This window comes from Citrobacter meridianamericanus (assembly GCF_041320245.1).
GTDB classification, from domain to species: domain Bacteria; phylum Pseudomonadota; class Gammaproteobacteria; order Enterobacterales; family Enterobacteriaceae; genus Citrobacter; species Citrobacter meridianamericanus.
Genome location: NZ_CP101036.1, coordinates 3,526,901 through 3,548,624 on the forward strand (window position 1 = coordinate 3,526,901; position 21,724 = coordinate 3,548,624).

A 21,724-nucleotide genomic window follows, 5' to 3' on the forward strand; every position below is an offset into this window, starting at 1 on the left:
CCTTTTAATTGATGACATACCAGGTGTTATTCACAAGTTTTCGTGTATAGCGAACAATAAAATTACCAACGTTACTGCTCCCACCAACCATACTAAAGTTGTACATAGCTGCGCCATCCGTCCCACGTGGATATCCCCAACCATCCCGGAATCCAACTTCAGCCGGTGCAGTAAGGTCGATATTCTGGACAAAGTTCTGTAATACCCATTCCTGAGTTGCGTAGTTATCTCTTGGCTGATAGCGAGCATCAAAATTACCGTAATTAGATGGTGTAACTTGTCCGTTTATTGAAAAAGTAATGCTGCCATCTGTATTTCTCTGACTATAAAAATGCCAGCCTGAATCATCCCTCATTTCTATAACGACAGGTCGCTCGGCACTTCCCCATAGATTAAAATCAGCATTTTTAGTTGTGTTATTAGCACTTGATAGAGAAAATTTTTTACTGTCTCCAGCTTGCACGATACCAATAGCACCCAGGTAGCCACTGACTGTGCCGCCAGTTATCGGTAATGCACCAACCTCACTAGCAGTCGGCTTATAGCTCGTGTTGTAGTCCACTACCCACGCCGTTTGCACAGACATGTCGCCGTTCCATGTCTGACGACTGGCCTTCATTCCATGATGCGTGAAATATTGCTGCAACCATACATCGCCTGAACGCCCCACGAACATGAAGCCGTAGCCATACAGTTTGCTACCATTCCGATCGGTTGGAAAATCAGCAACTGTGTCAGGATTTGCAACGCTTACCAGCCACCATCCAGGCGTAGCAGCAGAGGCCATCGTACCGTTATTTGTGATAGTCCCTCGGGGATAGTTCGGTATGGCGCCAACATTATTCAAAAACAGATTTTTGTCAGGTACATCCGCGCCGTTCTGGTCTTTTTGCAGTGCACCAGCCGCCTTATTAACCGTATCCTGCAAACCAATATTCTGAACAAACAACGGCGGGTTCGGGATATCGGCACCATTACGCTCTTTTGCAAGACGCGCGTTTGCATTATCCATCGCAATTTTAACCGCCTTTGGTGTTGCTGCTTGCCCTTCACTGGTGCTGTCTGTCGCGCTGCTTAACTGAGTGAATCCCTTTGCACTGGTAGTGGCATCAGGATGATTTCGGGACTGCTCATGCTTTTTCAGCGCATCGCTGGCCTGTTGTTCGTTCAGCGTTCCTTTTGGCCGTAAATCCGTGATATTGCCATTTACATCAATACTGGCCACAGCAAACACGTAATGCTGCACACCGTTCTGCACGTAATCCGCCAGGTTTTCCGCCACCGTGATTTTGCACTGCGCATTCCAGACACTGGTCAGTGCTCCTGTCCAGCACACATCCAGCCAGACTTTGACCGGCTTTGTCGTCACGGTGATATTCTGATTGTCAGCCAGTGACGTACGCAGTCCCGCCACATAGCCGGTGCCTTTGGTAACAAAGAACTGATTGCCCGTTTTACCGACCAACCAGCCATCGCCAAAGAATGCCGCAGCGCCGTAAATATCCGTATTTTCCAGGCGCTGGCGTTCATCCATTCCGGCCATCCGCGCCGTGAAGTCAATCTGCCAGGTTTCAGCCGGTGTATTAATCCCGGTTTCAGTCTGTGCGCCGTTGTACTCCATCAGAAACGAACGGGTAAGCACATTCCCCTGCTGCCCTTCCGCTGTTTTCAGCTTTTGCTGTAAGGGCGCATGAACAATCATGGCCAGGGTGCCGCTGGCCTTATTCAGTAGACCGATCCAGTTGAAACTGAAATCGCCCACGTCAGCGCCCAGAACGGCGGAATACACCACGCCATTTTCATTCACCACGCCAGTGCGGGTAACAGGCTGCCGGTGCACAATCTGCTCCACAGGCGGCAATGCTTCACTGCGATCAACAGGAATATCCGGGTTCAGCCCTGGCACATTCGCAAACACAAATTCATCCAGTAACACCGGCTCACCAGTCGCACCCTGCTGCGCTTTCCAGTGTTCAAACGCCAGCGTGATAGCTGTCTGTGACATATAAAACTCCTTACAAACCTGCGCTGAATGTCGCGCTTTGGGTTTCCGTCCCTGCTAACGAAGCCGGATAAACCACGTATTCCCCCTGATCCCATCCGGCTCTGATGGCCATTTTTTCCGATGTGATCACCTCAAACTGATAGCGGCGGCATGTTCGCCCGTACTGCCGGATTATCTGGATAAGCAGCTGCGTGTTGTCTGCTATCTGGCTGTCCGTCACACGAACCAGGATCACATCCCAGTCAATATCTGGCTGACGCTCCCGCAGCTCCACATATCCAATGCCCAGCCGATCAAAGATATTGATAAATCCCTCAACGGAACCGGCATCACGCGCATTCACAAAGGCATACGCCACACGCTTACGAAACAGGCTCAGTGGCTCACCATCGAAGCGGGTTATGTCCCGGTCATACGCCAGCAGGTTCAGTAATGCCGGTGTGCAGGTCAGCGGATCAAACTGGTTCAGTGGCCAGGTTATCCAGCCGTAAACCTCCGCCCAGAATCGCCGCGCTGTTTTCAGCAGCTTCTTCGGTTCCCCCTGATTCATCCAGGAAGGAAGTACCATCCCGGCCAGCTTTTTCATGAACTCATTCATTTTCAAGACTCACTACCAGTGACTTCAGGCGCGGCACATTCAGCTCACTGGTAATGTCACCCAGTGAAAAGGACAGCGAATCCGCCAGCGCAAAGGTTTTGTGGATCTCCCGTCCCAGCTGAGAAAACGAGAAGCGCGAATATGGCCACGTCTTTCTGACGTCAAAATCAGCGTTTTCACGAAAGGCACAGCGGATCATGTTTTCAATCCCGTCCTTCAGGCTGTTCCGTTCGTCGTCTGTCAGGTTGGCCAGATTTCTGACGTACACCGTCACGGCCAGATCGTGAAGGGTTTCCGGCATGGCGTAACACTGCATATCATCGCCGTGGCCGTGATGCCCCTGCGTGTTGATGTAATCATTCACCGCATTCACAAACGGTGCGGAAGTCACCCCGCTGTCCAGCAATAAATAGGCGTTTGCGGTACCTGGTCCCCTCGGCGCTTCATGCTCAAAGAAAATCCGGTCAATACTCAGCCCGGCAACACCGGCAATCATTGAACGGTAAACCGCATCCGTGTGGTAATTGCCCACCAGGTTAAACTGGTTGCGGCAGCGCTCACGCAGTTCATCATCACTTTCCTCATCGGCACCCGGCACCGTCAGCCAGTTTTCCTCGCTGGCCACATGGCTGATGCCGTCAACGGCCACAGGTAAAATGCGGTAATACCCTGGCGCAAGGTTATAGGCTCCCCCGGCTCCGGTGGCTTTCACTGGCAGCAAGGCGCTGGCCGTGCCGGAAGGGATCACCACATCGGCAGTGGTCGCCAGTTCGTACACCCTGCCGTTGATGCGTTCAGTCTGGATAACCGTTCCGGCCTTCACCGTCACAACGGCTCTGGCATCTTCCTTAAAGAAACGGATCACACCCTGCGCAGCGCTGGCAGGTTTCGCCGTCACGTTCACCGCCCAGGCCAACAGGCGCAGCATGCTCCCGCTGGCCGTGGCCACAAACATATTGGCCAGCACCGTGGACACCAGAACCTCTTTCAGCCACATCACCGGCGCAGTCACAATGGCCGTAATTAACCGCCAGAACGGTGACATACGGGATGTGTTGGTGATCATGCCCTCCTCAGCCGCAATCGCATTAAAGCGATCCCGCACTTCAGATTCCGTCACCGGCATCCCGCTGGCCTTCACCACTTCCTCAAAATCAACCTGCGGTTTTTCCGTCATAAATCCACCTGCGCAGATATGCCGCCAAAGTCATAGGTACTGGCCGTTATCCATAATCGTTTCTGGCTTTCCTCACTGATTTCCACTGTTCCCGGAATAATCCGTTCATCATCTTCAATCAGTAATTCCATACGGGTAAAAATATCCGCCCGCATTGTTGGGCTGCGTTCGGCAATCAGTTCCGTTGCCAGCCCACTTTCAATAATGGAATGAATAATGTCCTGCCCGATACTTTTACGGTTATTACACAGTTCAGGTTCATATCCGGTATTCAGAACAAAATCACCGCCCTGAATAAGCAAATCTATATAAAGGCTCTCACTCATGCGCCCAGCTCCTGAAATTCCATTAACTGACCGGGTGTAATCATTTCTTTCGGATAAATGTTTACCGTGTCAATTTTCCGGCTATTGTCGGTCACGGACTTAGCATTACTGTTAATCGTTTTGGTAATTCCGCCCTTCTCAATTCCTTTTAATTCACCTCCGGTTAAAAGCCTGTCTGGGGTGAAACTATTTTGCGTCACCGCAGGAAGTGCGCCTTCAGCTTTTGCGGATTGTTTTAACTCTGGTACCGGATACACCGCTGTTTCATTTTTAGCGATACCTGCTGAAGCAGCGCCCGCCAGTTCAATATCAACACCCGGAATATTATTTAATTTACTTACAATCCAGTTCCATGATTTCAGAAAGCCGTTTTTAACGGACAGCCAGACATTATCAAACAATGACACAATGCCCGTGGCCAGTCCGCTTAATGCCTGGGAAGGAGAAAACCCGGTCAGCATGGAAATAAAACTGTTCCAGCCTTCGCTGATAAACTGCCAGGCTGAAGCAAACACCCCGGCAAGCCATGCCACTACCCTGGCGCATGCCTGAAATGCAGCGGTATCCATGACCGCGTTCTTTACCGTGTCCCAGTGTTTAATCAACAGCCAGCAACCGGCAGCAAGCAAAGCAACGGCACCAATCACCAGCAGGATCGGCCAGCTCATCAGATTGATACCTATCCCAGCCATCATTGCCGCCATACGAACCGCCAGCAACGTACCGCGCAGAAATTTCAGCGTGGCGTTCCAGGCGACCACAGCAATGTTCCCCAGCCAGACAGCCGCGGTGTAGATTTTCGTGACGGCTGTCAGCGCCACCCAGATCCCGCGCAACCCCATCATGATGAATCTGGAGACACCCATCACGATGTTGGCGACTGCGCCCACAGCCGCAAAGCTGAGCAAGGCCATTGCCGCATAACCGACAACACGCGCAATGTTGGGAAACAGCTGCATCCAGCGGGCAAAGGTCTGCCCCATATCGGCCAGACGATTCAGTACCGGATATAACACCGGGATCAACGTCAGGCCGATTACGGTCTGGATAGCCTTCAGGATTGCGACAAACCGATCCCACGGCTTCACCATTTTCTGCGCCATTTCCTGGGTACGCTTCAGACCATCAGCACCGCCCAGTTCTGTGATATTGCGCTGAAGCAGCGCCACATTACCGTACAGGTGTTTTACCACTGCCGAACTGTCACCAAATGCCGCATCCAGTTCAGCCTGGGCTTTCAGGTTCCCTTCCAGGCTTTTGCCATACTTGCCCTGTAACTTGATCAGCATTTCAGGCATGGACAGCATTTTGCCGGTGGAATCCGTGAAGGACATCCCCAGCTTTTTACCGCCCTCAATGGCTCCGGTCATAAAGCCTTCATAAGCGCTGCTGGCTTCCGTGCCCAGTGTCCGCTGAAGCTGTCCCAGCACGGCCAGCTGTTCATCCAGCCCCACGCCGTAGTTAGTACCCACGCCGCGCGCCCCTTCCATCAAATCCTTGATAGCGGCCATTTCCGTGCCAAAGGTTTTGCGCATATACACCATTTTTCCGGCCAACTGTTCAGCAAACTCAACTTTGCCCAGCCGGTTGGCATCGGCGGAAAAGTTACCGAACATCTGCCCCATAAACTCAGCGGTTTCCGCAGCGGTGGATTTAAGCGCAAACGCCAGAGTATTAGCGACTTTCGTCACTTTCGGCAGCTCATTCCCGGTCAGCCCGGCAATAGAGGCGTTTATACTTTCCGTGGACTGTACAAACTCCACTGCGCTGGCGCCGTAGGTCGTACTGAAGCGCAGCGCATCACGCTGAACGGCCTTAAGCGCAGAATCATCGATCCCTTTTGCGGCCGCATCATTCAGCGCATCATACATTTCAATGGCGGGCATCAGTGCACCTTTAATGGCCATCCCTGTACCCGCCAGCGCCAGAACACCGCCGCCAATCTGCATAAAGGCTTCTTTTGATTTTTCAGCAAAGCCCGTTACGTTGCCCTGCGCCTGTTTTAACGGGCGGGACAATTTATCAATCAGGCTTAATGTAAAATCTAACTGTTTCATTCAGTGCCTTTAAATGCTTTAGCCACGCCATTAGCCACGGCTATTCCCGTATATTCCCAGTGACGGTTATCCAGCCATATAGCGGCGGCAATATCGTCAACGGAATCCTGACCATGTGGTAAATAATGACGGCGAAGAATTAAATACTGTTCGAGTCCATTTCGTTCAATATCATGGACTCGCTTTGTCAGTTTTTTACTTCAATCTCCAGTTCCGGCGCGTAAATATCATTAACCTTACTGACCAGTTGCAACGCTGCACCCGGACGTTTTAATACGTCAATCAGTGCTTCTTTTGTTTCCGGGGTAACAATACGCATCAGATAATTATTTGCAGGTGCAACTTTATTATCCATTGCCATTTCGTTAATCAGTTTATTGTAAGCAGTCTGATTAGGTTCAAAAACAATATCTGCACCACAAACACTCAGTTTAATTTGTTCCATAAATAACACGCTCTCTTAAATTAATTTCATCGACTAACTGATTATGACGCGCCGCACACTGGCCATATATTTCAAGGTAAGCAGTCAACAGTTCCGCTGCGTCTTTACCTGTTGCCCCGTTCAGGCGCGGCAGCTGCGTGGCGCATCGTGTTTTCAGGTTTTCCTGATAACGCACGTTCGGTACCAGCGACGGCGCTGTTGTACATGCTGACAAACTCATCAGACAGGCACCTGTTAGTAAAAACCGGCTTAAGCACTTCCGTGCGGATCTCTCGCGGTTGCGCATTTCTTAGCGCCTCCAGTTTATCTTCCAGCGCCCTGGCGGAATCACTGGCAATGCCCTGCATCACCTTTCGCGATTCATTACCCGCCACCTGCGCCGCCGTGTTGATTGCCAGCTCCAGGCTGTCTCGCCGCCAGTCAGCGGTCAGCCAGCCCCAGACAAACGCCAGCGCCACCACAACCAGCCACTGCGCGTGACTCATCAGCGCACCCCGTTATGTTCCAGGCTGAAATGATTACCATCCGGTCTGGATTTGAAGCGCCCGCCCCAGCTTCCGCCCAGTGATTCCCAGTATTCACCCAGTGGCAGATAGTCCTCTGTACGGGTCTGGTACTGGCCATTCACAAACAGATTAAAATCCACGGCCAGACGCTGGGTGTGCAGACTGTTCGAAATACCGCTGCCCTTCTTCGCGTTCAGCACCGCCTGTTCCGGGGTGCGGTACGCTTCACCAAACGTCAGCCGGTAGCCGCGTTCTTCCGCCCAGTGGATTAGATTGGCCACCATGACAGTAAACAGTTGCTGCTTTTCACTTAACGTCACTTGCTACCCCCTTTACCTAAAAAATCGATCCCCTTTCGGCGCAGCCAGGCTTCAACGCCATTCAGACCGAGAATACCCAGCGCGGAACCAATCCCGGCCAGCGCCAGTGGATGAATATCCGGGACAAAGTACAGTGCCACTCCAGCCGCAACCGACAGAGCGCTACCGACAATGACGCGCCCCGCAACCAGCCGCAGAGTTATCGGCTCCCCACTGCTCAACATTTTGCCCAGCGCAATCAGCGCCCCCATCACCGCCAGGGCAATAAACCCTTTCTCATAGTCCTGCATCCCTGCCCCCTATCCGATCAGGTTTTCCGTGGCTTCCGCTTCCAGATACGGCACACCGTTGATATTCACGAACTTGGGACTGGTCACAAAATATTTGATTTTGTGAGTCGCCACACCGCCGCCCTTTGGATCGATATCCAGCAGATTACTCAGTTGGAGTTTGTTGCCGAACGATTCCACTTTCATTTCTTCGCTGCCCGCTTTGGCATAGAAAAGAAAATCCAGCGGCGGAATACCACGCCACGAACCTGCTGCGCGGGCTTTGGCCGTCAGCACACCCAGCACTTTGGAACTGACTTCAATTTCGCCCTCTGCGGCCACATCACCATCAACATGGCCATCCGGCACACCACGGGTCTGGGCGGCGGCGCTGTTATCCGTGATATCGAGTGTGATTTTCTCGATATGGATCAGATCGCCATCAAGATAGGTATCAAACGACATACCCGAAATACGTTTACTCATGCAGCGCCCTCCAGACTGGCATCCAGTAACAGACTGATGGTGATTTGCAGCGGAACTTCCCAGGTGCGTACCACCAGATAAATATCCACCGTCTTTTTGTTCTTCCAGACAATGGTCACATCACCCTCCTGCGGCGGCTTCACTTCCCCCGGAAATGACACGCCATTGATACTGGCTGCCGTAGACATTTCACGCAGTGGACGTGCAAACAGCGTCTGGTGTGCAGCAATGCTGCCCGGTGTGCTGTTCAGTGAGCGATCCGCAATTTTGCTGATAGCCAGCAGACGTACACGACGCGCCGCTTTATCGGCAACACGCAGGGTTTCAATCGACTGGTAATCGCCGCCTTCCACATCCAGCGTTCGCCCGTCTGCCCAGTAAAAACCGTCATAATCCGGGTACCACATCGGTACACTAAAGCGCTGCGCTTCCAGTGCCCGAAGCGTGGCCAGCTCCAGTACCGCCCCGGTACCATCAACCGGCATTTCATCACTGCCCAGATTCAGCAGCGCCCCGGTTTTCACACGGGCGGGACTGTCTGCGATAGTCACGGCACGGCTGCACAGACGCCCAGCCAGCACACCCGGCTCATTTCCCCACAAACGCGGGATCAGCTGCACCGCCTTCTCTGCAATACCGTCCTGGATTGCAGACACACGGGTCAGGTAATCCGCCTGGGCTTCTTCTTCCTGCATTCCCTGCACGGCCAGAATGAACCACACCCAGCGCCCATATTTGGAAATCAGCGTGGATCGTAACGTCACCGCCTGATTCACCTGGGCTTTTGCCGTCACATCACTGGACAGCACCACCCCTTCCACCGAACACACCACCTGTGCAGCCAGAACCGCTTTCACCCAGGCATCGTCCTCAGCATCTGCGGGCAGCACATGAATAAATCCCCACCAGTTCTGACCGGCGTTTGCCAGTGCCGCCAGAACATCGTTTTTCAGCGGGCTTTCCCCCTCTCCCAGCAGTGCATCAAAGTCACTCTGGGCATTCACCGCCAGCGTTTTCCCCACATTTTTGGTACCCGTACCGATAAACAGCAGCGTGCGCTCCACTTCATTGGTTTCACCCAGCAGCTGGTTTACCTGGTTCACGGTCACGTTTGGCCAGGTCATGCTTTCCCCTTAATATCCTGCGCCTTAACATCCCAGCCAAAGCCAATGGCCTGAAGCTGACGCGCCAGCGCGTTATCAAATTCATCGTCACTCATGCCCAGAAAGACACGGGCAGGAAGATCCACTGTCCAGCTGGTTTTCACCGCCTTACCGCTGAGTTTTCGGATCAGTAACCCCGCCCGGCTGTATGGCATCGTTTGGGTTAACTCGCCCAGCGTGGGCTTTTTCCAGCGTTTACCGGTGCGTACCCGGTACCCCAGCGCCCGCAGTTTTTTGGCCTGGGCTGGCGTGGCCATTTTTCCGGTCTCCGCCTTCCGTGGCTGGCTGCGACGGCTGACACTGACACGCATCCCGTTTTGTTGCGCATATCCGACTGTCCCGGCCGGTACCGGCGTTTCCCCGTTCCGGTAGCCACCGCCCTGCAAATAAATCCGCACCGCCTGAATCTCTGGCATTTCACGGATATGCAGCAGTTTTGGCAGGTTCCGCAGCATCTTTCCTTTGCGCTTCGTTTTACGCCCCAGCCATTTCTGGCCATCCGGTGCTTCCTGATTACGGACATGCCGTTTTGCGGCGGCAATCACGCCGTATTTGGCCAGCCTCCAGATAAGACGCTGGCGCTTTTTGGGCGGCAGCTCCATGCTGGCCAGTGATTTACGCAACTCTGCCAGCTGTTTTTTATTCAGCTCGCCACCGGCAATCATTCGTTACCGCCTACCGGCGCACCGGTTTCATCCACGCCATAAATATTGGCGGTGATCGCTATCCAGACTTCAGGGTTAACCAGCGACCAGCGTTTCCCCTGCCACGGGATCACCCCGTTTTCGTCCTCCCTGATCACCAGTTCTTCCGCCATTGGTACCGTCAGCACAATGGTGGCGGTTTCCTCATCCTCCACTGACACATCCCAGTCCGGTTCAGCTTCAGTCAGGCCGACTTCATCCAGTAATTCCCTGTCAGCCTCATCCAGCCACGCGGCCAGCAGCGACATAAGCAACTGCGGCGGACACAGGCGGTACGGGAAACGCTGCCAGCTGATTACCGCGTCATAGCGAATCACCGCCTGGCGGTACTGTCCCAGCCCGTAATCCTTCGCGGCGGGGATGAACTTCATTTCATCCAGCACACTGTCAAATGACTGCATGGCGCGCGGCGGCACGTTTTGCTGAAAAAATGCGGTCAGGCTCTCAAGCTGTGTCTGGCTCATACTTTTTTCACCGTTGCCCGTTTAAGCCCCTTCATGCGACGGATAACCACTGAAGCCTCAGCCAGTAACCCGGCGCGGGTCTCCATACTCTCCTGTCCCGGATGGGTTTCACGTCGCCCGACAGTGGCGAACTCCCCCAGCAGATCCGCTTTTGCCCTGGCAAATACCGCTTTCATGTACTGGGCACACAGGCTGTTAAGCCCGCTCATTTTTACGCCCGGAACATCTGCCGCCAGCGTGTGGCCTTTTGCTTTCCAGCTGGCCTCCACGCTTTCCAGCTCGGCATTCACCTCCGCAACTGCGGCCAGCAGTGCCTGACTGATGGTGTCCGCGTCGATATCGGCTGGCAGTGACCGCTGCGCCTGAAAGTCCTTCAGATTCAGATCCGGCCAGAACCCGTTATTCGTCAGCGGCTCATCCTGATAATCCAGCGGTTTTCCGCTAAACATAATTCCCCCGAAAAAGGCGGACTGACCGGTTTCCACGGCACAGTGACACACGGAGTGTTCTGCCCTCCACCGCGTCCGCCTGGCTTGCGGTAGTCTTTACCCCTGCGTCAGTTTTCGGATACGGGCGGCAATCGTCTGCCGTGCCGTTCTGACGCCGATTTTTAAATAGTACTTTTCTGCGGTGGCCAGCAGTTGATCGGCTTTCTCCAGCGTTTCAATGTCGTCCACACTCGCGGCCGTTGTCTGGCCATCTTCGCCGCGCAGCAGCTCCAGCCCGGCAAACTTGAACCACTTGGCCGTAACCTGTTCATGCAGCCGCCAGGTACTGGCAACGCGCTCAAATGTGCGGGAAAAATACGGTTCAACACTTTCCCCGCGCCCGGATGTTTCCTGCGCCCAGGCCAGCATCGTATCGGCCACAAACGTGGGAAAATTGCTGCGCAACCGATCCGGGGTTGCCTGCTGCTGGCTGATTGCAATGTCAGCCCAGTCCAGCGCCTTATCCAGATCGCCCACGTCAAACAGCCAGATAACACACCAGGCAAATACCGGGTTGGCATACACCTGCCCGCTTTCCAGATACGCTTCCACAGTCGGTGTCCAGCGCGGCAGCAACACATCCCGCTTAAACTCAACGCGATCCGCGATTGTCGGCAGGTTACGGGCATGTTCCACATCCGCTTCCAGCGCCTTAATCAGCAGGTGCATGCTTTCCGTGGTTTCCAGTGCCTGACTGCGTTTCAGCTTTTGTTCCATCGCAATGCGCTGGCTGTGACGCTGCGCAGGAGAAAGTGCCATTTATCAGCCCTCTGCTGGTTCGGAAACCTTGCCGATGGTCACGGCGGATTCATCAATGGCCGCATACAACTCCGGCACTTCAACCGCATAGCCTTCATTACGCAGGTATTTGTTTTCGAACTGCTTACGGTCTTCAACAAATTCCGCCTTACGCATGCGGGTGTTGCGCTGGGTGTAGATATGCAAATTAGAAAGCGGCGTGACGACCATACGTTTACCCGGCATAAACGGCGGGATAACAGCAGGACGGCCAGCAATGGTGCTGCCCAGCATCTGCGCCGCGATTTTCTCAGTCGGGCGGTCTGCGGCCTGATACAGTCGGTATTGTTCAGCAGCGACCAGATCGGCTCCGACCAGAACCACCAGACGCGGGTCATTGCGGAACTGTGCCGGAATCTTGGCGTTAATCAGGTCTGAAGCCATTGCATCCAGTGATTTGTAATCCCCGGCTTCATCCAGCACGACCGGATCGGTCATAATCTGATTACCACCCAGCAGCGTTTTCATACGCTCATGCCAGCCGATGTTGACATCTTCGCCGTTCGGGTTATCCGTTGGATTCGTCGTTTTGGCACGGCTCTTACCGTTAAAACCAATACGCAGCATATCCAGCGCAAACGCCTGTGTGGTAAACGCCTGGACCAGGTTGTAAAACTCGTTTTCGTCCTTACCGGCATTGGCCCAGACCGAAAGCAGATCCCAGCGCAGTGCGGCGCAGCTGTCCGTTTCAACCAGTGAATAGTCATTGCCGTCCACGCCAACCTGACGAACAAAGCGGCCATTTTCACTGCGGCCGGTATGCAGCACGGAGGAACCGACAGAAATCACCTGGCCACTCAGCTGGTCAACATCCAGACAGGTGATCATGTTCAGGAACTCCACGGACTCCAGCAGCGCCAGACGCAGCGCGTTTTCCTGCGGGTCATTCAGGGAGAAATAACGACTGGTATCACGTGCGCCAAACTGCTGCGCCATACCACTCGAATATTTATCCAGTAAATCCCGTGCACGATTATTAAGGTGCATAAAACTCCCTCGCGATTAAGCGATAATAAAAATGTTTTGTACTAATTAACGTCAGAACGTATTACAGGAAATTAAACTTACCCGCTTTTTCTGAAATCTTACGCCCTGGTGTACGGGTGGATTTATTACCCAGATCGTTAAAACGTTTAACGATATCTTTTGCATTATCACGAATAGCCGCAAATTCTTCGGTATCGACCACTTCCGCAATGGTATCCACATCACCCTGAACATCATTGAGCTGATTTTCAATTTTGGCCACACGGCCTTCCAGTTCGTTTACCGCGTTGGCCAGCGCCTGTAACTTATCATCACCCTGCGCGGTATCATCAGGCGGCGTTTCATCTTCAAACTTCGGTTTAATACCAAACAATTTTTGCCAGTTCTTCATTCGTATTTCCTGTTTAATTTTTCCATCACGGGAAATCACACAACTGTAATATCCCTGCTTAGATAATTTTTTGCGCCGACTACTAAAGCGCAGCCGTGTGGTGCCAACACTGGCGGGAGTATCTGTAACCGCCAGCCCCTTGAGGTATGTACGCCCACTACCGCGCCAGTTTTCTTCCGGTTCAATCGAGAAGAACAGGAGCTGATCTTCATGGTTGGCGAATATTAATCGCATATTCGGGCAAAGGCTGACGTAAAGCCTCGCCAGTCCGTCCTCACCATCATGCCAGGTGGCTTCCAGTACCTCCCCAAAATTACCGCAATCATCCTCGTGTTCTGGCCAGATTAGAGCGACATAGTGGTTATAGTCATAGGTTTCCCCCATATCGATAATCCACTGGCGTTTAATATCCCTGCCGTCAACGGTATCCCCTTCGGTAGCAACACACAGCCAGTCAGTTTTTAAATGCGACATATCCCCCCTGATTTATTCACCGACGCTGCAAATCAATTATTGCCAAATAAAACCACCACCGCATCACGCTTTATTCTGAACAGTTCGGTTATCACGTATTACCGAACAGACGCGAATTAACACCGCCGTTTTTTCATAACAGCCACGGCATAATTATCCGCATGGCTAAATACTCAGAAGAACTAAAAGGCGTTGTCCGCGCACTTTATTTGCGCCGCTATACGCCCAAAGAAATTGCATCAGAATTAAATCTGCCGAATGCGCGGATCGTTTACTACTGGGCTGAGAAATACAGCTGGGCTGATTTACTCAGCTTTGAAAGCACAGAGGAGGCAATCGAACGCCGCTACCAGCTGCTGGCCAGCCGCGATAATAAAACCGATCTCGACCTGAAAGAAATGGACATGCTGATTGCCCACGCCACAAAGCTGCGTGCTCAAAGCAATAAGCATAAAGAAAAGATGGCCAGCGGCCAGAGTAACGGGCAGGCTGCTGCGCGGGACAGCAACAACGATGAGCCCCGCCCCAAACGCAAAAACAGGAAAAACGATATTTCCTCTCTGACCCAGGCGGATTTTGACACCTGGGCGGAAGAACATCTTTTTGAATACCAGAAACACCTGCGCCGGAATATTGGCCAGCAGGTCAGGAACATCCTTAAAAGCCGCCAGATCGGTGCCACCTGGTACTTTGCATTTGAAGCCTTTGAAAACGCGGTCATGACAGGCGATCCGCAAATCTTCCTGTCTGCCTCCAAAGTCCAGGCGGAATACTTCCGGTCTTACATCGTCAACATTGCAGAACAGTATTTTGGCATCACGCTGACCGGCAACCCGATCCGCCTCAGCAACGGCGCTGAACTGCGTTTTCTCTCAACCAACAAAAACACGGCACAGTCCTACAGTGGCCACCTGTACTGTGACGAATATTTCTGGGTGCCTAACTTCGCCAGGCTTAACGAAGTGGCCAGCGCAATGGCCACCCATGACAAATGGCGTACCACCTACTTTTCAACGCCCTCAGCCAAAACGCACCAGGCTTACCCGTTCTGGACGGGTGAGGAATGGAAACAGGGCAGCAAAAAACGCGCGGCCGCTCAGTTCCCGTCCTTTGATGAAATGCGCAACGGCGGACGGCTTTGCCCGGATGGTCAGTGGCGCTATGTCATCACGATGGAGGATGCCATTGCGGGCGGCTTCAACCTGGCCAACATCGAGAAGCTGCGCAACCGCTACAACACCGCCACCTTCAACATGCTCTATATGTGCGTGTTCGTGGACAGCAAGGATTCCGTATTCAGCTTTTCTGACCTGGAAGCCTGCGGTGTGGAGGTGGACACCTGGCAGGATCACAACCCGGATGCGGCGCGGCCATTTGGTGACAGGCCAGTATGGGGAGGCTTTGACCCGGCACGCAGCGGCGATTTATCGTGTTTTGTGATTATTGCCCCGCCGATGTACGCCGCAGAGAAATTCCGCGTTCTGAAGGTCATTAACTGGAAGGGCATGAACTTCCGCTATCAGGCCAGGCAGATCGAACTCCTGTTTAAAAAATATAACTTCACCTATCTGGGAGTGGACGTTACCGGCATTGGCCAGGGTGTTTTTGACAACATCCAGCATTTTGCCATGCGCGTGGCCGTCGCCATTCGTTACGACATGAACACGAAAAATCAGCTGGTTCTGAAAGCGGCGGACGTGGTGGAAAGCCAGCGTATTGAATGGGACAAAAACCTGAAAGAGATCCCGGCCAGCTTTATGGCTGTACGCCGCACCACCACGCAAAGCGGTAACGCCATGACATTTGTCGCTGACCGCAGCCAGGACACTGGCCACGCAGAGGCGTTCTGGGCCATTACCCACGCACTGCATAACGAACCACTCAACTACGAAAACAAACCGAAATCCCGCTGGGGTGTAAGGAAAGAGGCTGCATGAGTAAAAAAAACCGCTTCGTTAAGCGCAACCCGCGCGGCGATAAGTCCAAAAAAATGAGCATCATCACGTTCGGCAAACCGGAACCTGTCCTGACCACCGGCACGGATTACCGCGACATCTGGTACGACAATGCCGCCGATCACTTTACCCAGCCGATTGACCGGCTGGCACTGGCACAGCTTATCAATCTGAATGGTCAGCATGGCGGCATCATCCATGCCCGGAAAAATATGATTGTGTCTGATTATCTGGGCGGTGGCCTGACTTACGACCAGCTGGAAGCCGCAGCGTTTGACTATACAACCTTCGGGGATATTGCGATTGGTAAAATCCGCAACGGATGGGGGGATGTAATTGCCCTGGAACCTTTACCCGGCCTGTATATTCGCCGCCGTAAAGTCAGGGACAACGCCACAGACCAGCCCGGCGATTATGTGGTGTTACAGGACGGTGAACCGCAGGTATGGCCGCAGGAAGATATCATTTTTATCAAGATGTACGACCCGCAGCAGCATATCTACGGGCTGCCAGACTATATCGGTGGCGTACACTCGGCATTGCTTAACAGTGAAGCCGTGATTTTCCGCCGCCGCTACTACCACAACGGCGCTCATACTGGCGGCATTCTCTATACACGTGATCCCAGCATGACGGATGAAATGGAAGAAGAAATTGAACAGCAGCTGCGTGACAGCAAAGGTATCGGCAACTTCTCCACCATTCTGGTGAACATTCCTGGCGGGGATGGGGATGCGATCAAGTTCATTGAAATGGGGGATATCTCCGCAAAAGATGAATTTGCCAACATCAAAAACATCAGTGCGCAGGACATTCTCAACGCGCACCGCTTTCCTGCTGGCCTGGCCGGAATTGTCCCGCAGAACACTGCCGGCCTGGGGGATGTTGAAAAGGCGGAAAGGATTTACAAGAAAAGCGAGATAGCGCCCATTCAGCGCCGGTTTATGACTGCCGTGAACAACGATCCCGAAATACCGGAAAGGCTGCATCTTAACTTTGATTTAAGTTACACAGAATCAACGGATAAGGATGCGGCATGAGGCGAAAAAGGCTAAAATCCAGGCATCATTTAACAGCTGGAGCATGGAATATGCGAGTTCTGAAAATCGAATGCCCGGAATGCGGCTCAAAGGCTGTTATTCGTAAAACAAACCGGAAGCACCGGCAGATTGCGGATATTTACTGCGCCTGTTCAGATGTGGAGTGTGGCCATACGTTTGTGATGAATCTGACGTTCTCCCACACTCTCAGCCCCAGCGCGAAAACGGGTGATGCAATGGTGCAGAAAATATTGAATGCACTGTCACCCGATCAGCGTCAAATGGCATTAGACCTACTGAAAGCGACTCCCGCCGCCTGATAAGCCCCCTTCCCGGGGGTTTTTACTTTCATATTCATCAAGTTTACTTTCCAGATCTGAAGTCAGCTCGCTTAGCCAGGCAAGTGCAATGTCCTTTTCACAGCCAGTGCAATTACTTTTGGCGATCAACCTGGTAAACAACGCAATCCGCTGCAATGCGATAGTTTCCATAAACAAATCCTGCACAAGCATCCTCCTAAAAACAGAATAACTGTATATTCATACAGTATACATTTAAGCACAAAATGTGAAAGTGATTTTTGCTGCTATTCGTTGACAAACAGTGATGTATCACAGACTTACGAGGCTACAACCACCCCGGCCACAGCTCGTGCATTGGCTCGTTTCGTGTCTCCTGTAACCTGCCATTACGGTAAATCAACGCCGCCTGGCCAAATCTCAAACCACTGCCCCGCATGAGAATGGCTATTTCATCGTCAGAACCTTCAAAACCCCGGCTGCGCAATTCCAGTTTTAACCGTCTGCGGGTTCCACCCTCCGTACAGTTATTGACAGAACTCCAAGGGGCGGCGTTGCCGCCAGAAAAACCCGCCTCCGCTGGCGCTTCGGCCAACTTCGCTACCTTCTGCCACTTCACCAGTCGCGTACATACCGCTGAATCTGGAACCAATGGAGAATAGACACCCTGAACGCGCTGCACGTCCTCTGCGTATTCATTACCCTGCTCAGTGATTTCATAAGCCAGACGAACAACCAGATCGCGGCGGGCAACCAGTGCGCCACCCTGCGCCTGGGTATATGCCGCCCAGTCCCCAACATCCGCAGCAGCCAGAACCGCATCCATTCTGCGGTCAGTCAGTACCTGATCACGCAACCGACGCAGCTCACGCCAGACTGTCACCGGCGCACCACCAATCTGCTGAAACTGGCGAATGCGCCAGCGTGAAGCCCATGCAGAAACGGACTTGGCCATGTCCCGTAGGTTCTCCCCTGTTTCGTCGTCCTGTTCACCATCCAGCGCAAAACCATCAATGTTTTTGGATATGTATTTGGCGATGTAACCCGTAGCCGAACCTTTAGCGGGATCGATGGCTTCAACATGGAAACGTGCCTTTAGCGCGTTTGGCGTTTGCAGTTCTTCGGAATCGGTAATTCTGGCGTGATAGCAAAGAATATCGCGCACGGTATCCACGTCACCAGGACGCATAAAAAGCAGCATATGCCAGTGCGGTGTCCCATCGTGGTGAGGCTCTACCACACGAAAACCAAAAACATGGATACCAGCCCGGGAAATGGCTGCGCGGGCTTTCGCCCATACACCACATAAGTAGCGCTGGGTATCCTGCGGGGTGCAGCCATCCCACTGTGAAACAAAGCCCCCTTTGCTGTGTACCGCATGGAATCGCGATGGCGCGGTGATGGTGTAAAACTCACCGGCCAGCCCTTCTTCATTGGCCATATCTTCAAACCCTCTCATTCTTACCATTAGCTCACAGCGACGGATCGCCGGATTAGCAACGCTGCGATGCACCATGCTGTCCAGTGCAATACGCAGCCCTTCATCATTCAGCAGGTCAAACTTTTTGAAGAACTCAAGGTTCCGCTTTTTCTGGTCTATCCATTCGCCCAGGGTTTTACGGGACACATAAGCGCTGGCCGCTTTCTGTACCTGCCCCACTGCAATGGCCATATGCTCACGCTGCATATCCCGCGCCCGCTTGAGACGCAGATACCACCATTCTGGTGCCATCATGCGGAGGATCCCGGATTCAGCCTTACGCGTTTCCAGTTGCCCGCCATTAGCTTCATGTTCAGCCCAGTACGGCGGTTGATTGTTCAGCATCAGGGAACACGTGCATAAATGGCGGTAAGACTCCAGCGTACGGCGGCGCAGCTCTGCGGCATCGTCAGTGCTGCCTACAAACTGATCGGTAAAGTCATACAGTGACTGGGAGATCCAGCCAGATATCTGGCCAGCCAGTTTTTTGAGTTCCGGGCGGTCAAGTGACGGCAGTCGCTCCAGCGACTTACCGAAAGGAAGATCAAGTGCATCAGCGGCCAGTTTGTAACGTGCAGCCACTTTGCGCAGACGTGGCAATACATTCCCGCCGATAGTTTTGCGCAGGAACGTATTGGCACGGCGACGCCCGTCACGACCAGACAGCAGCTTTTCGTAACGGTTGCCGAAATACCCGGCTAACCAGTCGGGTATCTCATGCAGGTACTGGGAACGCCATTCATAATCCTGTGGGTTAACAGCCCACAGGCGGCGTTCGGTGATCGTCGCATCTGACGGGGTACTAGGCGCAAATGTTTCACGCTGCCAGGCATTGACGGCATGGTGTTGGCCAGGCTCCAGCATATCAGCCACGGTTAACCCACTTCCGCCAGAAATCAATCAGGAAGGCCACAAGTACAGCCGTTACCAGTGGTAGCCAGAAAACCGCACTCAGAGTGATTAGCCCTAAGTCCTCAGCATCGTGATCAAATTCGTCCTGGCATTCGTCCCATAAGAGAAAGGCGAAAGTAATACAGGCAAACAAGGCATAAAAGCCGGTAATAATTTCCGTCATCATGCCACCACCGCCCGAACATCGATCGCAGGGTTAGCAGGTGACTTAAGAATCAGCTCAGCAGCCACTTTCTGGCTTGCCGCTGCTGCACCCACACTACGTGGCGCATTTACCCGAACAGCTTCAAATCCTGCATACAGGTAATGCACCATTTCCAGATCGCTGTTTGACGCGACAACCTTAATCCCACGCTCAGTCAGGCGGCGCAGCCTACGCGCCAGCCGTCCCTGATCCATGTGCGAAAAACCGCGCTCATGGTAAGCGGTGAAATTGTCGGTATCAGTCAGGTAAGGCGGATCACAATAAACAACGTCATGCCCGTCCCTTACCAAATCAAGCGTTTCTGAATAGTTGGCAGTAATGAACGTTGCACGTTTCGCTTTTTCTGCAAAAGCGCGGATTTCATCAGCAGGAAAGTAGGTTTTTTTGTACTTACCAAACGGAACATTGAACTGACCACGGCGATTGTATCGGCACAGGCCATTGAAGCAGTGACGATTCAGATAAAGAAAACGCGCCGCAGCTTCCACAGATTCAGAACCAAAGTATTTGCCGGACTGATTGAAGGCATCACGCACCGCGTAATAGAAAATTGCCCTGTTTTCTTCATCACCTAATGAACCGGCAGAAAATAAAGCCTCCAGCTCAATGAGCAATGCATCAGTGTGATAAGCCATCGTCTTATACAGATTAACAAGGTCAGGATTCACATCAGCTATCAGATACTCGTCATAATCCGTATTCATCATGACAGCACAGGAACCGGCAAAAGGTTCTATCAGGCGCTTACCCTCCGGCAGATGGGGAAGCAACTGCGGCATAAGGCGGGCTTTGCTGCCCACCCACTTAAGCGGAGTTTTTACTGCCATGCTGCACCGCCTTTACTGCAAATCGCTGCGGCTTCTTCGCGGATTAACTCAATGATTTCCGTTGCGCTTAAACCTTCATTGGCTGCATGGGTGGCCAGCTTATCCAGACGGGTGGAACACAGATCAGCAGCAGCGGCTTTACCTTCCTGCGTGGCTTGGGTGAGCATAGCCAGCAGGTCAGTGCCTGATTTTGTTGCGGGTAAATCCTGACGTGTCATGTGCATTTTGGTTTCCTTAAGGCAAAAGAATCCCCGGCCACCTAAGCTGTGGCCAAAAAAAATCATGTTGTTAATTAGTGAAAAGCGGGTTGTACAGTGACGGCGGAATGGTTCGGTGCAGGAATAAGGTGCAGCTCGTACGTTGTCCGCCACCACTCCTGGATCAGTGCTTTAATTTCGCCAACACCCAACGCACCGGCCGTGTAGAAAATTGCACGGATCCCAGCCAGCGCTTCAATCTGTGCTTCTTTGCTTTCGGCCTCGCGGTACACGCAGCACCAGAAAGCGGCATTGATTGCCAGCCAGTGACGCGGATTAGTCATGTGCTCAGTGTCATTAAAGAAGAACGGATGCAGCGCAATGCGACCGTTTTTGCTGGTGCTTTTCTCTGCAAACGCCACGGCATAATTATGTGGAACGCCCCACACGGCCAGCTCAGCCCCTAACGATTTACCTTCAACGGAAATAATGGCCATCAGAGATTCCCCTGTTGTTGTAACTTATGGACGATATGAGGCGCGATAATCATCTGCGGACCCCGATTGTTATTGATTGGATAAACCCGCTTTATTGGACGGTTCGCGGTACTTTTAGAAAAATCACTGTCACGCAATGACCCGAATCCATTCATCGTCAGACGCGCACGGGAAATGCCGCAGCGCAGCTGAATCATTGCCCGGTAATCCAGACGCTCAAACAGTTCCCGCCAGCAGCATTTGCTTAAGTGAGCTTTGAATACACTCAAGCCAGAATTAACAGCGGCGGCATGGAGAACTACCCCGCGCCATTCCGGTGTTAATTTGTCCCACCAGTCAGCAGCCTCACTGCTGGTATTGAAGTATTTGCGGCGAATCTTTTTAATCTGATCCAGTCCGCGCTGTTGCTGTTCCTGACTAATTGCCATAGCGCCCCCCTATACACCTAACTAGGCGACGGACTTTTGTTGGCAAGAAACGTAAAACCACCCCGCCTTTCATTCGAACAGACTCATGCGCATTGAATTTATACGTGTGGCTAGGATTCCAGCGCTGACCGTTCGGCAGTTCTATCCAGCCCGTTGTACCACTTGGCCGTTGCATGGCTGGTGATTCTTTTTTGAGGTAAGTAACAAACGCTTTCATGGTGCTCCC

At 52.7% G+C, this 21,724-nt stretch carries 30 protein-coding genes; 3 read left to right on the plus strand and 27 right to left on the minus strand.

What is annotated here, in order from left to right; all coding sequences use genetic code 11:
• Positions 1 to 4: 4 nt before the first annotated feature.
• From NMD08_RS17350 to NMD08_RS17435, 19 genes are all read right to left on the minus strand, one after another.
• Entirely contained in the window at positions 5 to 2,005 is a 2,001-nt protein-coding gene (locus tag NMD08_RS17350) for a phage tail protein (protein WP_048225922.1), read from the minus strand.
• A gap of 10 nt (positions 2,006 to 2,015) precedes the next feature.
• Positions 2,016 to 2,603, minus strand: a complete 588-nt coding sequence (locus NMD08_RS17355; protein WP_048225923.1) for a phage tail protein — start codon at positions 2,601 to 2,603, stop codon at positions 2,016 to 2,018.
• On the minus strand, positions 2,596 to 3,780 hold the full coding sequence (locus tag NMD08_RS17360; protein ID WP_048225925.1) for a baseplate J/gp47 family protein: 1,185 nt from the start codon (positions 3,778 to 3,780) through the stop codon (positions 2,596 to 2,598). Before NMD08_RS17360 ends, NMD08_RS17355 begins: the two co-directional genes overlap by 8 nt.
• Entirely contained in the window at positions 3,777 to 4,106 is a 330-nt protein-coding gene (locus tag NMD08_RS17365; protein ID WP_000004502.1) for a DUF2590 family protein, read from the minus strand. The genes NMD08_RS17360 and NMD08_RS17365 overlap by 4 nt, the downstream gene beginning before the upstream one ends.
• The gene (locus NMD08_RS17370) at positions 4,103 to 6,163 is read right to left on the minus strand and encodes a phage tail tape measure protein (protein ID WP_048225927.1); all 2,061 of its coding nucleotides are present in this window, start codon (positions 6,161 to 6,163) and stop codon (positions 4,103 to 4,105) included. The genes NMD08_RS17365 and NMD08_RS17370 overlap by 4 nt, the downstream gene beginning before the upstream one ends.
• Entirely contained in the window at positions 6,160 to 6,354 is a 195-nt protein-coding gene (locus NMD08_RS28360; RefSeq protein WP_371321192.1) for a hypothetical protein, read from the minus strand. Before NMD08_RS28360 ends, NMD08_RS17370 begins: the two co-directional genes overlap by 4 nt.
• Positions 6,351 to 6,608, minus strand: coding sequence for a putative phage tail assembly chaperone (locus NMD08_RS17375; RefSeq protein ID WP_021293731.1), 258 nt, complete (start codon positions 6,606 to 6,608; stop codon positions 6,351 to 6,353). Before NMD08_RS17375 ends, NMD08_RS28360 begins: the two co-directional genes overlap by 4 nt.
• Positions 6,595 to 6,783, minus strand: a complete 189-nt coding sequence (locus NMD08_RS17380; RefSeq protein WP_023165677.1) for a hypothetical protein — start codon at positions 6,781 to 6,783, stop codon at positions 6,595 to 6,597. The genes NMD08_RS17375 and NMD08_RS17380 overlap by 14 nt, the downstream gene beginning before the upstream one ends.
• Positions 6,713 to 7,093, minus strand: a complete 381-nt coding sequence (locus NMD08_RS17385; protein WP_048225929.1) for a hypothetical protein — start codon at positions 7,091 to 7,093, stop codon at positions 6,713 to 6,715. The genes NMD08_RS17380 and NMD08_RS17385 overlap by 71 nt, the downstream gene beginning before the upstream one ends.
• Positions 7,093 to 7,434, minus strand: a complete 342-nt coding sequence (locus tag NMD08_RS17390; RefSeq protein WP_048225931.1) for a M15 family metallopeptidase — start codon at positions 7,432 to 7,434, stop codon at positions 7,093 to 7,095. Before NMD08_RS17390 ends, NMD08_RS17385 begins: the two co-directional genes overlap by 1 nt.
• Positions 7,431 to 7,724, minus strand: coding sequence for a phage holin family protein (locus NMD08_RS17395; protein ID WP_048225932.1), 294 nt, complete (start codon positions 7,722 to 7,724; stop codon positions 7,431 to 7,433). The genes NMD08_RS17390 and NMD08_RS17395 overlap by 4 nt, the downstream gene beginning before the upstream one ends.
• 9 nt (positions 7,725 to 7,733) lie before the next feature.
• Positions 7,734 to 8,189: a phage protein gene (locus NMD08_RS17400; protein WP_000044253.1), complete on the minus strand. Its 456-nt coding sequence runs from the start codon at positions 8,187 to 8,189 to the stop codon at positions 7,734 to 7,736.
• On the minus strand, positions 8,186 to 9,313 hold the full coding sequence (locus tag NMD08_RS17405; RefSeq protein WP_048225933.1) for a DUF2586 domain-containing protein: 1,128 nt from the start codon (positions 9,311 to 9,313) through the stop codon (positions 8,186 to 8,188). The genes NMD08_RS17400 and NMD08_RS17405 overlap by 4 nt, the downstream gene beginning before the upstream one ends.
• Positions 9,310 to 10,017, minus strand: a complete 708-nt coding sequence (locus NMD08_RS17410; RefSeq protein WP_048225935.1) for a hypothetical protein — start codon at positions 10,015 to 10,017, stop codon at positions 9,310 to 9,312. The genes NMD08_RS17405 and NMD08_RS17410 overlap by 4 nt, the downstream gene beginning before the upstream one ends.
• Positions 10,014 to 10,520, minus strand: a complete 507-nt coding sequence (locus NMD08_RS17415) for a phage tail protein (protein ID WP_048225937.1) — start codon at positions 10,518 to 10,520, stop codon at positions 10,014 to 10,016. Before NMD08_RS17415 ends, NMD08_RS17410 begins: the two co-directional genes overlap by 4 nt.
• Positions 10,517 to 10,969: a head completion/stabilization protein gene (locus NMD08_RS17420; RefSeq protein ID WP_181890984.1), complete on the minus strand. Its 453-nt coding sequence runs from the start codon at positions 10,967 to 10,969 to the stop codon at positions 10,517 to 10,519. Before NMD08_RS17420 ends, NMD08_RS17415 begins: the two co-directional genes overlap by 4 nt.
• 96 nt (positions 10,970 to 11,065) lie before the next feature.
• Complete coding sequence (gpM, locus tag NMD08_RS17425; RefSeq protein WP_048225941.1) at positions 11,066 to 11,767, minus strand: phage terminase small subunit; 702 nt, start codon at positions 11,765 to 11,767, stop codon at positions 11,066 to 11,068.
• Between the two features lie 3 nt (positions 11,768 to 11,770).
• Complete coding sequence (locus tag NMD08_RS17430) at positions 11,771 to 12,793, minus strand: phage major capsid protein, P2 family (protein WP_003838043.1); 1,023 nt, start codon at positions 12,791 to 12,793, stop codon at positions 11,771 to 11,773.
• A 61-nt stretch (positions 12,794 to 12,854) separates the two neighbouring features.
• On the minus strand, positions 12,855 to 13,658 hold the full coding sequence (locus NMD08_RS17435; RefSeq protein WP_001738719.1) for a GPO family capsid scaffolding protein: 804 nt from the start codon (positions 13,656 to 13,658) through the stop codon (positions 12,855 to 12,857).
• Between the two features lie 161 nt (positions 13,659 to 13,819).
• On the opposite strand from NMD08_RS17435, the gene NMD08_RS17440 reads away from it, so the two are divergent.
• The 3 genes from NMD08_RS17440 to NMD08_RS17450 are packed head-to-tail and all read left to right on the plus strand — an operon-like array spanning position 13,820 to position 16,973.
• Positions 13,820 to 15,595, plus strand: a complete 1,776-nt coding sequence (locus NMD08_RS17440) for a terminase large subunit domain-containing protein (RefSeq protein ID WP_048225943.1) — start codon at positions 13,820 to 13,822, stop codon at positions 15,593 to 15,595.
• Positions 15,592 to 16,653 (plus strand): phage portal protein, encoded by a 1,062-nt coding sequence (locus tag NMD08_RS17445; protein WP_000038862.1) that lies wholly within the window; start codon positions 15,592 to 15,594, stop codon positions 16,651 to 16,653. The genes NMD08_RS17440 and NMD08_RS17445 overlap by 4 nt, the downstream gene beginning before the upstream one ends.
• Entirely contained in the window at positions 16,650 to 16,973 is a 324-nt protein-coding gene (locus NMD08_RS17450) for an ogr/Delta-like zinc finger family protein (RefSeq protein ID WP_012602735.1), read from the plus strand. The genes NMD08_RS17445 and NMD08_RS17450 overlap by 4 nt, the downstream gene beginning before the upstream one ends.
• On the opposite strand, the gene NMD08_RS17455 is transcribed toward NMD08_RS17450, so the two are convergent.
• The 8 genes from NMD08_RS17455 to NMD08_RS17490 all read right to left on the minus strand — a co-directional run bounded on the left by NMD08_RS17455 (position 16,947) and on the right by NMD08_RS17490 (position 21,715).
• Positions 16,947 to 17,144, minus strand: a complete 198-nt coding sequence (locus NMD08_RS17455; protein WP_001742468.1) for a hypothetical protein — start codon at positions 17,142 to 17,144, stop codon at positions 16,947 to 16,949. The genes NMD08_RS17450 and NMD08_RS17455 overlap by 27 nt on opposite strands.
• 136 nt (positions 17,145 to 17,280) lie before the next feature.
• Positions 17,281 to 19,296 (minus strand): replication endonuclease, encoded by a 2,016-nt coding sequence (locus NMD08_RS17460; RefSeq protein ID WP_082201027.1) that lies wholly within the window; start codon positions 19,294 to 19,296, stop codon positions 17,281 to 17,283.
• A gap of 1 nt (position 19,297) precedes the next feature.
• Positions 19,298 to 19,510: a hypothetical protein gene (locus NMD08_RS17465; RefSeq protein WP_048225947.1), complete on the minus strand. Its 213-nt coding sequence runs from the start codon at positions 19,508 to 19,510 to the stop codon at positions 19,298 to 19,300.
• On the minus strand, positions 19,507 to 20,376 hold the full coding sequence (locus NMD08_RS17470; protein WP_048225948.1) for a Dam family site-specific DNA-(adenine-N6)-methyltransferase: 870 nt from the start codon (positions 20,374 to 20,376) through the stop codon (positions 19,507 to 19,509). Before NMD08_RS17470 ends, NMD08_RS17465 begins: the two co-directional genes overlap by 4 nt.
• Positions 20,367 to 20,600, minus strand: a complete 234-nt coding sequence (locus NMD08_RS17475; protein ID WP_048225950.1) for a DUF2732 family protein — start codon at positions 20,598 to 20,600, stop codon at positions 20,367 to 20,369. The genes NMD08_RS17470 and NMD08_RS17475 overlap by 10 nt, the downstream gene beginning before the upstream one ends.
• A 68-nt stretch (positions 20,601 to 20,668) precedes the next feature.
• Positions 20,669 to 21,070: a hypothetical protein gene (locus NMD08_RS17480; RefSeq protein WP_003838010.1), complete on the minus strand. Its 402-nt coding sequence runs from the start codon at positions 21,068 to 21,070 to the stop codon at positions 20,669 to 20,671.
• Positions 21,070 to 21,498, minus strand: a complete 429-nt coding sequence (locus NMD08_RS17485; protein ID WP_048225952.1) for a hypothetical protein — start codon at positions 21,496 to 21,498, stop codon at positions 21,070 to 21,072. The genes NMD08_RS17480 and NMD08_RS17485 overlap by 1 nt, the downstream gene beginning before the upstream one ends.
• Entirely contained in the window at positions 21,488 to 21,715 is a 228-nt protein-coding gene (locus NMD08_RS17490) for a phage filamentation protein Fil family protein (RefSeq protein WP_075552825.1), read from the minus strand. The genes NMD08_RS17485 and NMD08_RS17490 overlap by 11 nt, the downstream gene beginning before the upstream one ends.
• Between the last annotated feature and the right edge of the window lie 9 nt (positions 21,716 to 21,724).

Excerpts from the sequence above, each read along its gene's own strand:
- NMD08_RS17490 (WP_075552825.1), bottom strand. The coding sequence starts at position 21,715 with ATGAAAGCGTTTGTTACTTACCTCAAAAAAGAATCACCAGCCATGCAA.
- NMD08_RS17400 (WP_000044253.1), bottom strand. The coding sequence starts at position 8,189 with ATGAGTAAACGTATTTCGGGTATGTCGTTTGATACCTATCTTGATGGC.
- NMD08_RS17465 (WP_048225947.1), bottom strand. The coding sequence starts at position 19,510 with ATGATGACGGAAATTATTACCGGCTTTTATGCCTTGTTTGCCTGTATT.
- NMD08_RS17415 (WP_048225937.1), bottom strand. The coding sequence starts at position 10,520 with ATGAGCCAGACACAGCTTGAGAGCCTGACCGCATTTTTTCAGCAAAAC.
- NMD08_RS17410 (WP_048225935.1), bottom strand. The coding sequence starts at position 10,017 with ATGATTGCCGGTGGCGAGCTGAATAAAAAACAGCTGGCAGAGTTGCGT.
- NMD08_RS17360 (WP_048225925.1), bottom strand. The coding sequence starts at position 3,780 with ATGACGGAAAAACCGCAGGTTGATTTTGAGGAAGTGGTGAAGGCCAGC.
- NMD08_RS17430 (WP_003838043.1), bottom strand. The coding sequence starts at position 12,793 with ATGCACCTTAATAATCGTGCACGGGATTTACTGGATAAATATTCGAGT.
- NMD08_RS17370 (WP_048225927.1), bottom strand. The coding sequence starts at position 6,163 with ATGAAACAGTTAGATTTTACATTAAGCCTGATTGATAAATTGTCCCGC.
- NMD08_RS17375 (WP_021293731.1), bottom strand. The coding sequence starts at position 6,608 with ATGGAACAAATTAAACTGAGTGTTTGTGGTGCAGATATTGTTTTTGAA.
- NMD08_RS17420 (WP_181890984.1), bottom strand. The coding sequence starts at position 10,969 with ATGTTTAGCGGAAAACCGCTGGATTATCAGGATGAGCCGCTGACGAAT.
- NMD08_RS17395 (WP_048225932.1), bottom strand. The coding sequence starts at position 7,724 with ATGCAGGACTATGAGAAAGGGTTTATTGCCCTGGCGGTGATGGGGGCG.
- NMD08_RS17385 (WP_048225929.1), bottom strand. The coding sequence starts at position 7,093 with ATGAGTCACGCGCAGTGGCTGGTTGTGGTGGCGCTGGCGTTTGTCTGG.
- NMD08_RS17440 (WP_048225943.1), top strand. The coding sequence starts at position 13,820 with ATGGCTAAATACTCAGAAGAACTAAAAGGCGTTGTCCGCGCACTTTAT.
- NMD08_RS17435 (WP_001738719.1), bottom strand. The coding sequence starts at position 13,658 with ATGTCGCATTTAAAAACTGACTGGCTGTGTGTTGCTACCGAAGGGGAT.
- NMD08_RS17350 (WP_048225922.1), bottom strand. The coding sequence starts at position 2,005 with ATGTCACAGACAGCTATCACGCTGGCGTTTGAACACTGGAAAGCGCAG.
- NMD08_RS17355 (WP_048225923.1), bottom strand. The coding sequence starts at position 2,603 with ATGAATGAGTTCATGAAAAAGCTGGCCGGGATGGTACTTCCTTCCTGG.
- NMD08_RS17450 (WP_012602735.1), top strand. The coding sequence starts at position 16,650 with ATGAGGCGAAAAAGGCTAAAATCCAGGCATCATTTAACAGCTGGAGCA.
- NMD08_RS17480 (WP_003838010.1), bottom strand. The coding sequence starts at position 21,070 with ATGGCCATTATTTCCGTTGAAGGTAAATCGTTAGGGGCTGAGCTGGCC.
- NMD08_RS17405 (WP_048225933.1), bottom strand. The coding sequence starts at position 9,313 with ATGACCTGGCCAAACGTGACCGTGAACCAGGTAAACCAGCTGCTGGGT.
- NMD08_RS17365 (WP_000004502.1), bottom strand. The coding sequence starts at position 4,106 with ATGAGTGAGAGCCTTTATATAGATTTGCTTATTCAGGGCGGTGATTTT.
- NMD08_RS17475 (WP_048225950.1), bottom strand. The coding sequence starts at position 20,600 with ATGCACATGACACGTCAGGATTTACCCGCAACAAAATCAGGCACTGAC.
- NMD08_RS17460 (WP_082201027.1), bottom strand. The coding sequence starts at position 19,296 with ATGCTGGAGCCTGGCCAACACCATGCCGTCAATGCCTGGCAGCGTGAA.
- NMD08_RS17485 (WP_048225952.1), bottom strand. The coding sequence starts at position 21,498 with ATGGCAATTAGTCAGGAACAGCAACAGCGCGGACTGGATCAGATTAAA.
- NMD08_RS17470 (WP_048225948.1), bottom strand. The coding sequence starts at position 20,376 with ATGGCAGTAAAAACTCCGCTTAAGTGGGTGGGCAGCAAAGCCCGCCTT.
- NMD08_RS17445 (WP_000038862.1), top strand. The coding sequence starts at position 15,592 with ATGAGTAAAAAAAACCGCTTCGTTAAGCGCAACCCGCGCGGCGATAAG.
- gpM (WP_048225941.1), bottom strand. The coding sequence starts at position 11,767 with ATGGCACTTTCTCCTGCGCAGCGTCACAGCCAGCGCATTGCGATGGAA.
- NMD08_RS17455 (WP_001742468.1), bottom strand. The coding sequence starts at position 17,144 with ATGGAAACTATCGCATTGCAGCGGATTGCGTTGTTTACCAGGTTGATC.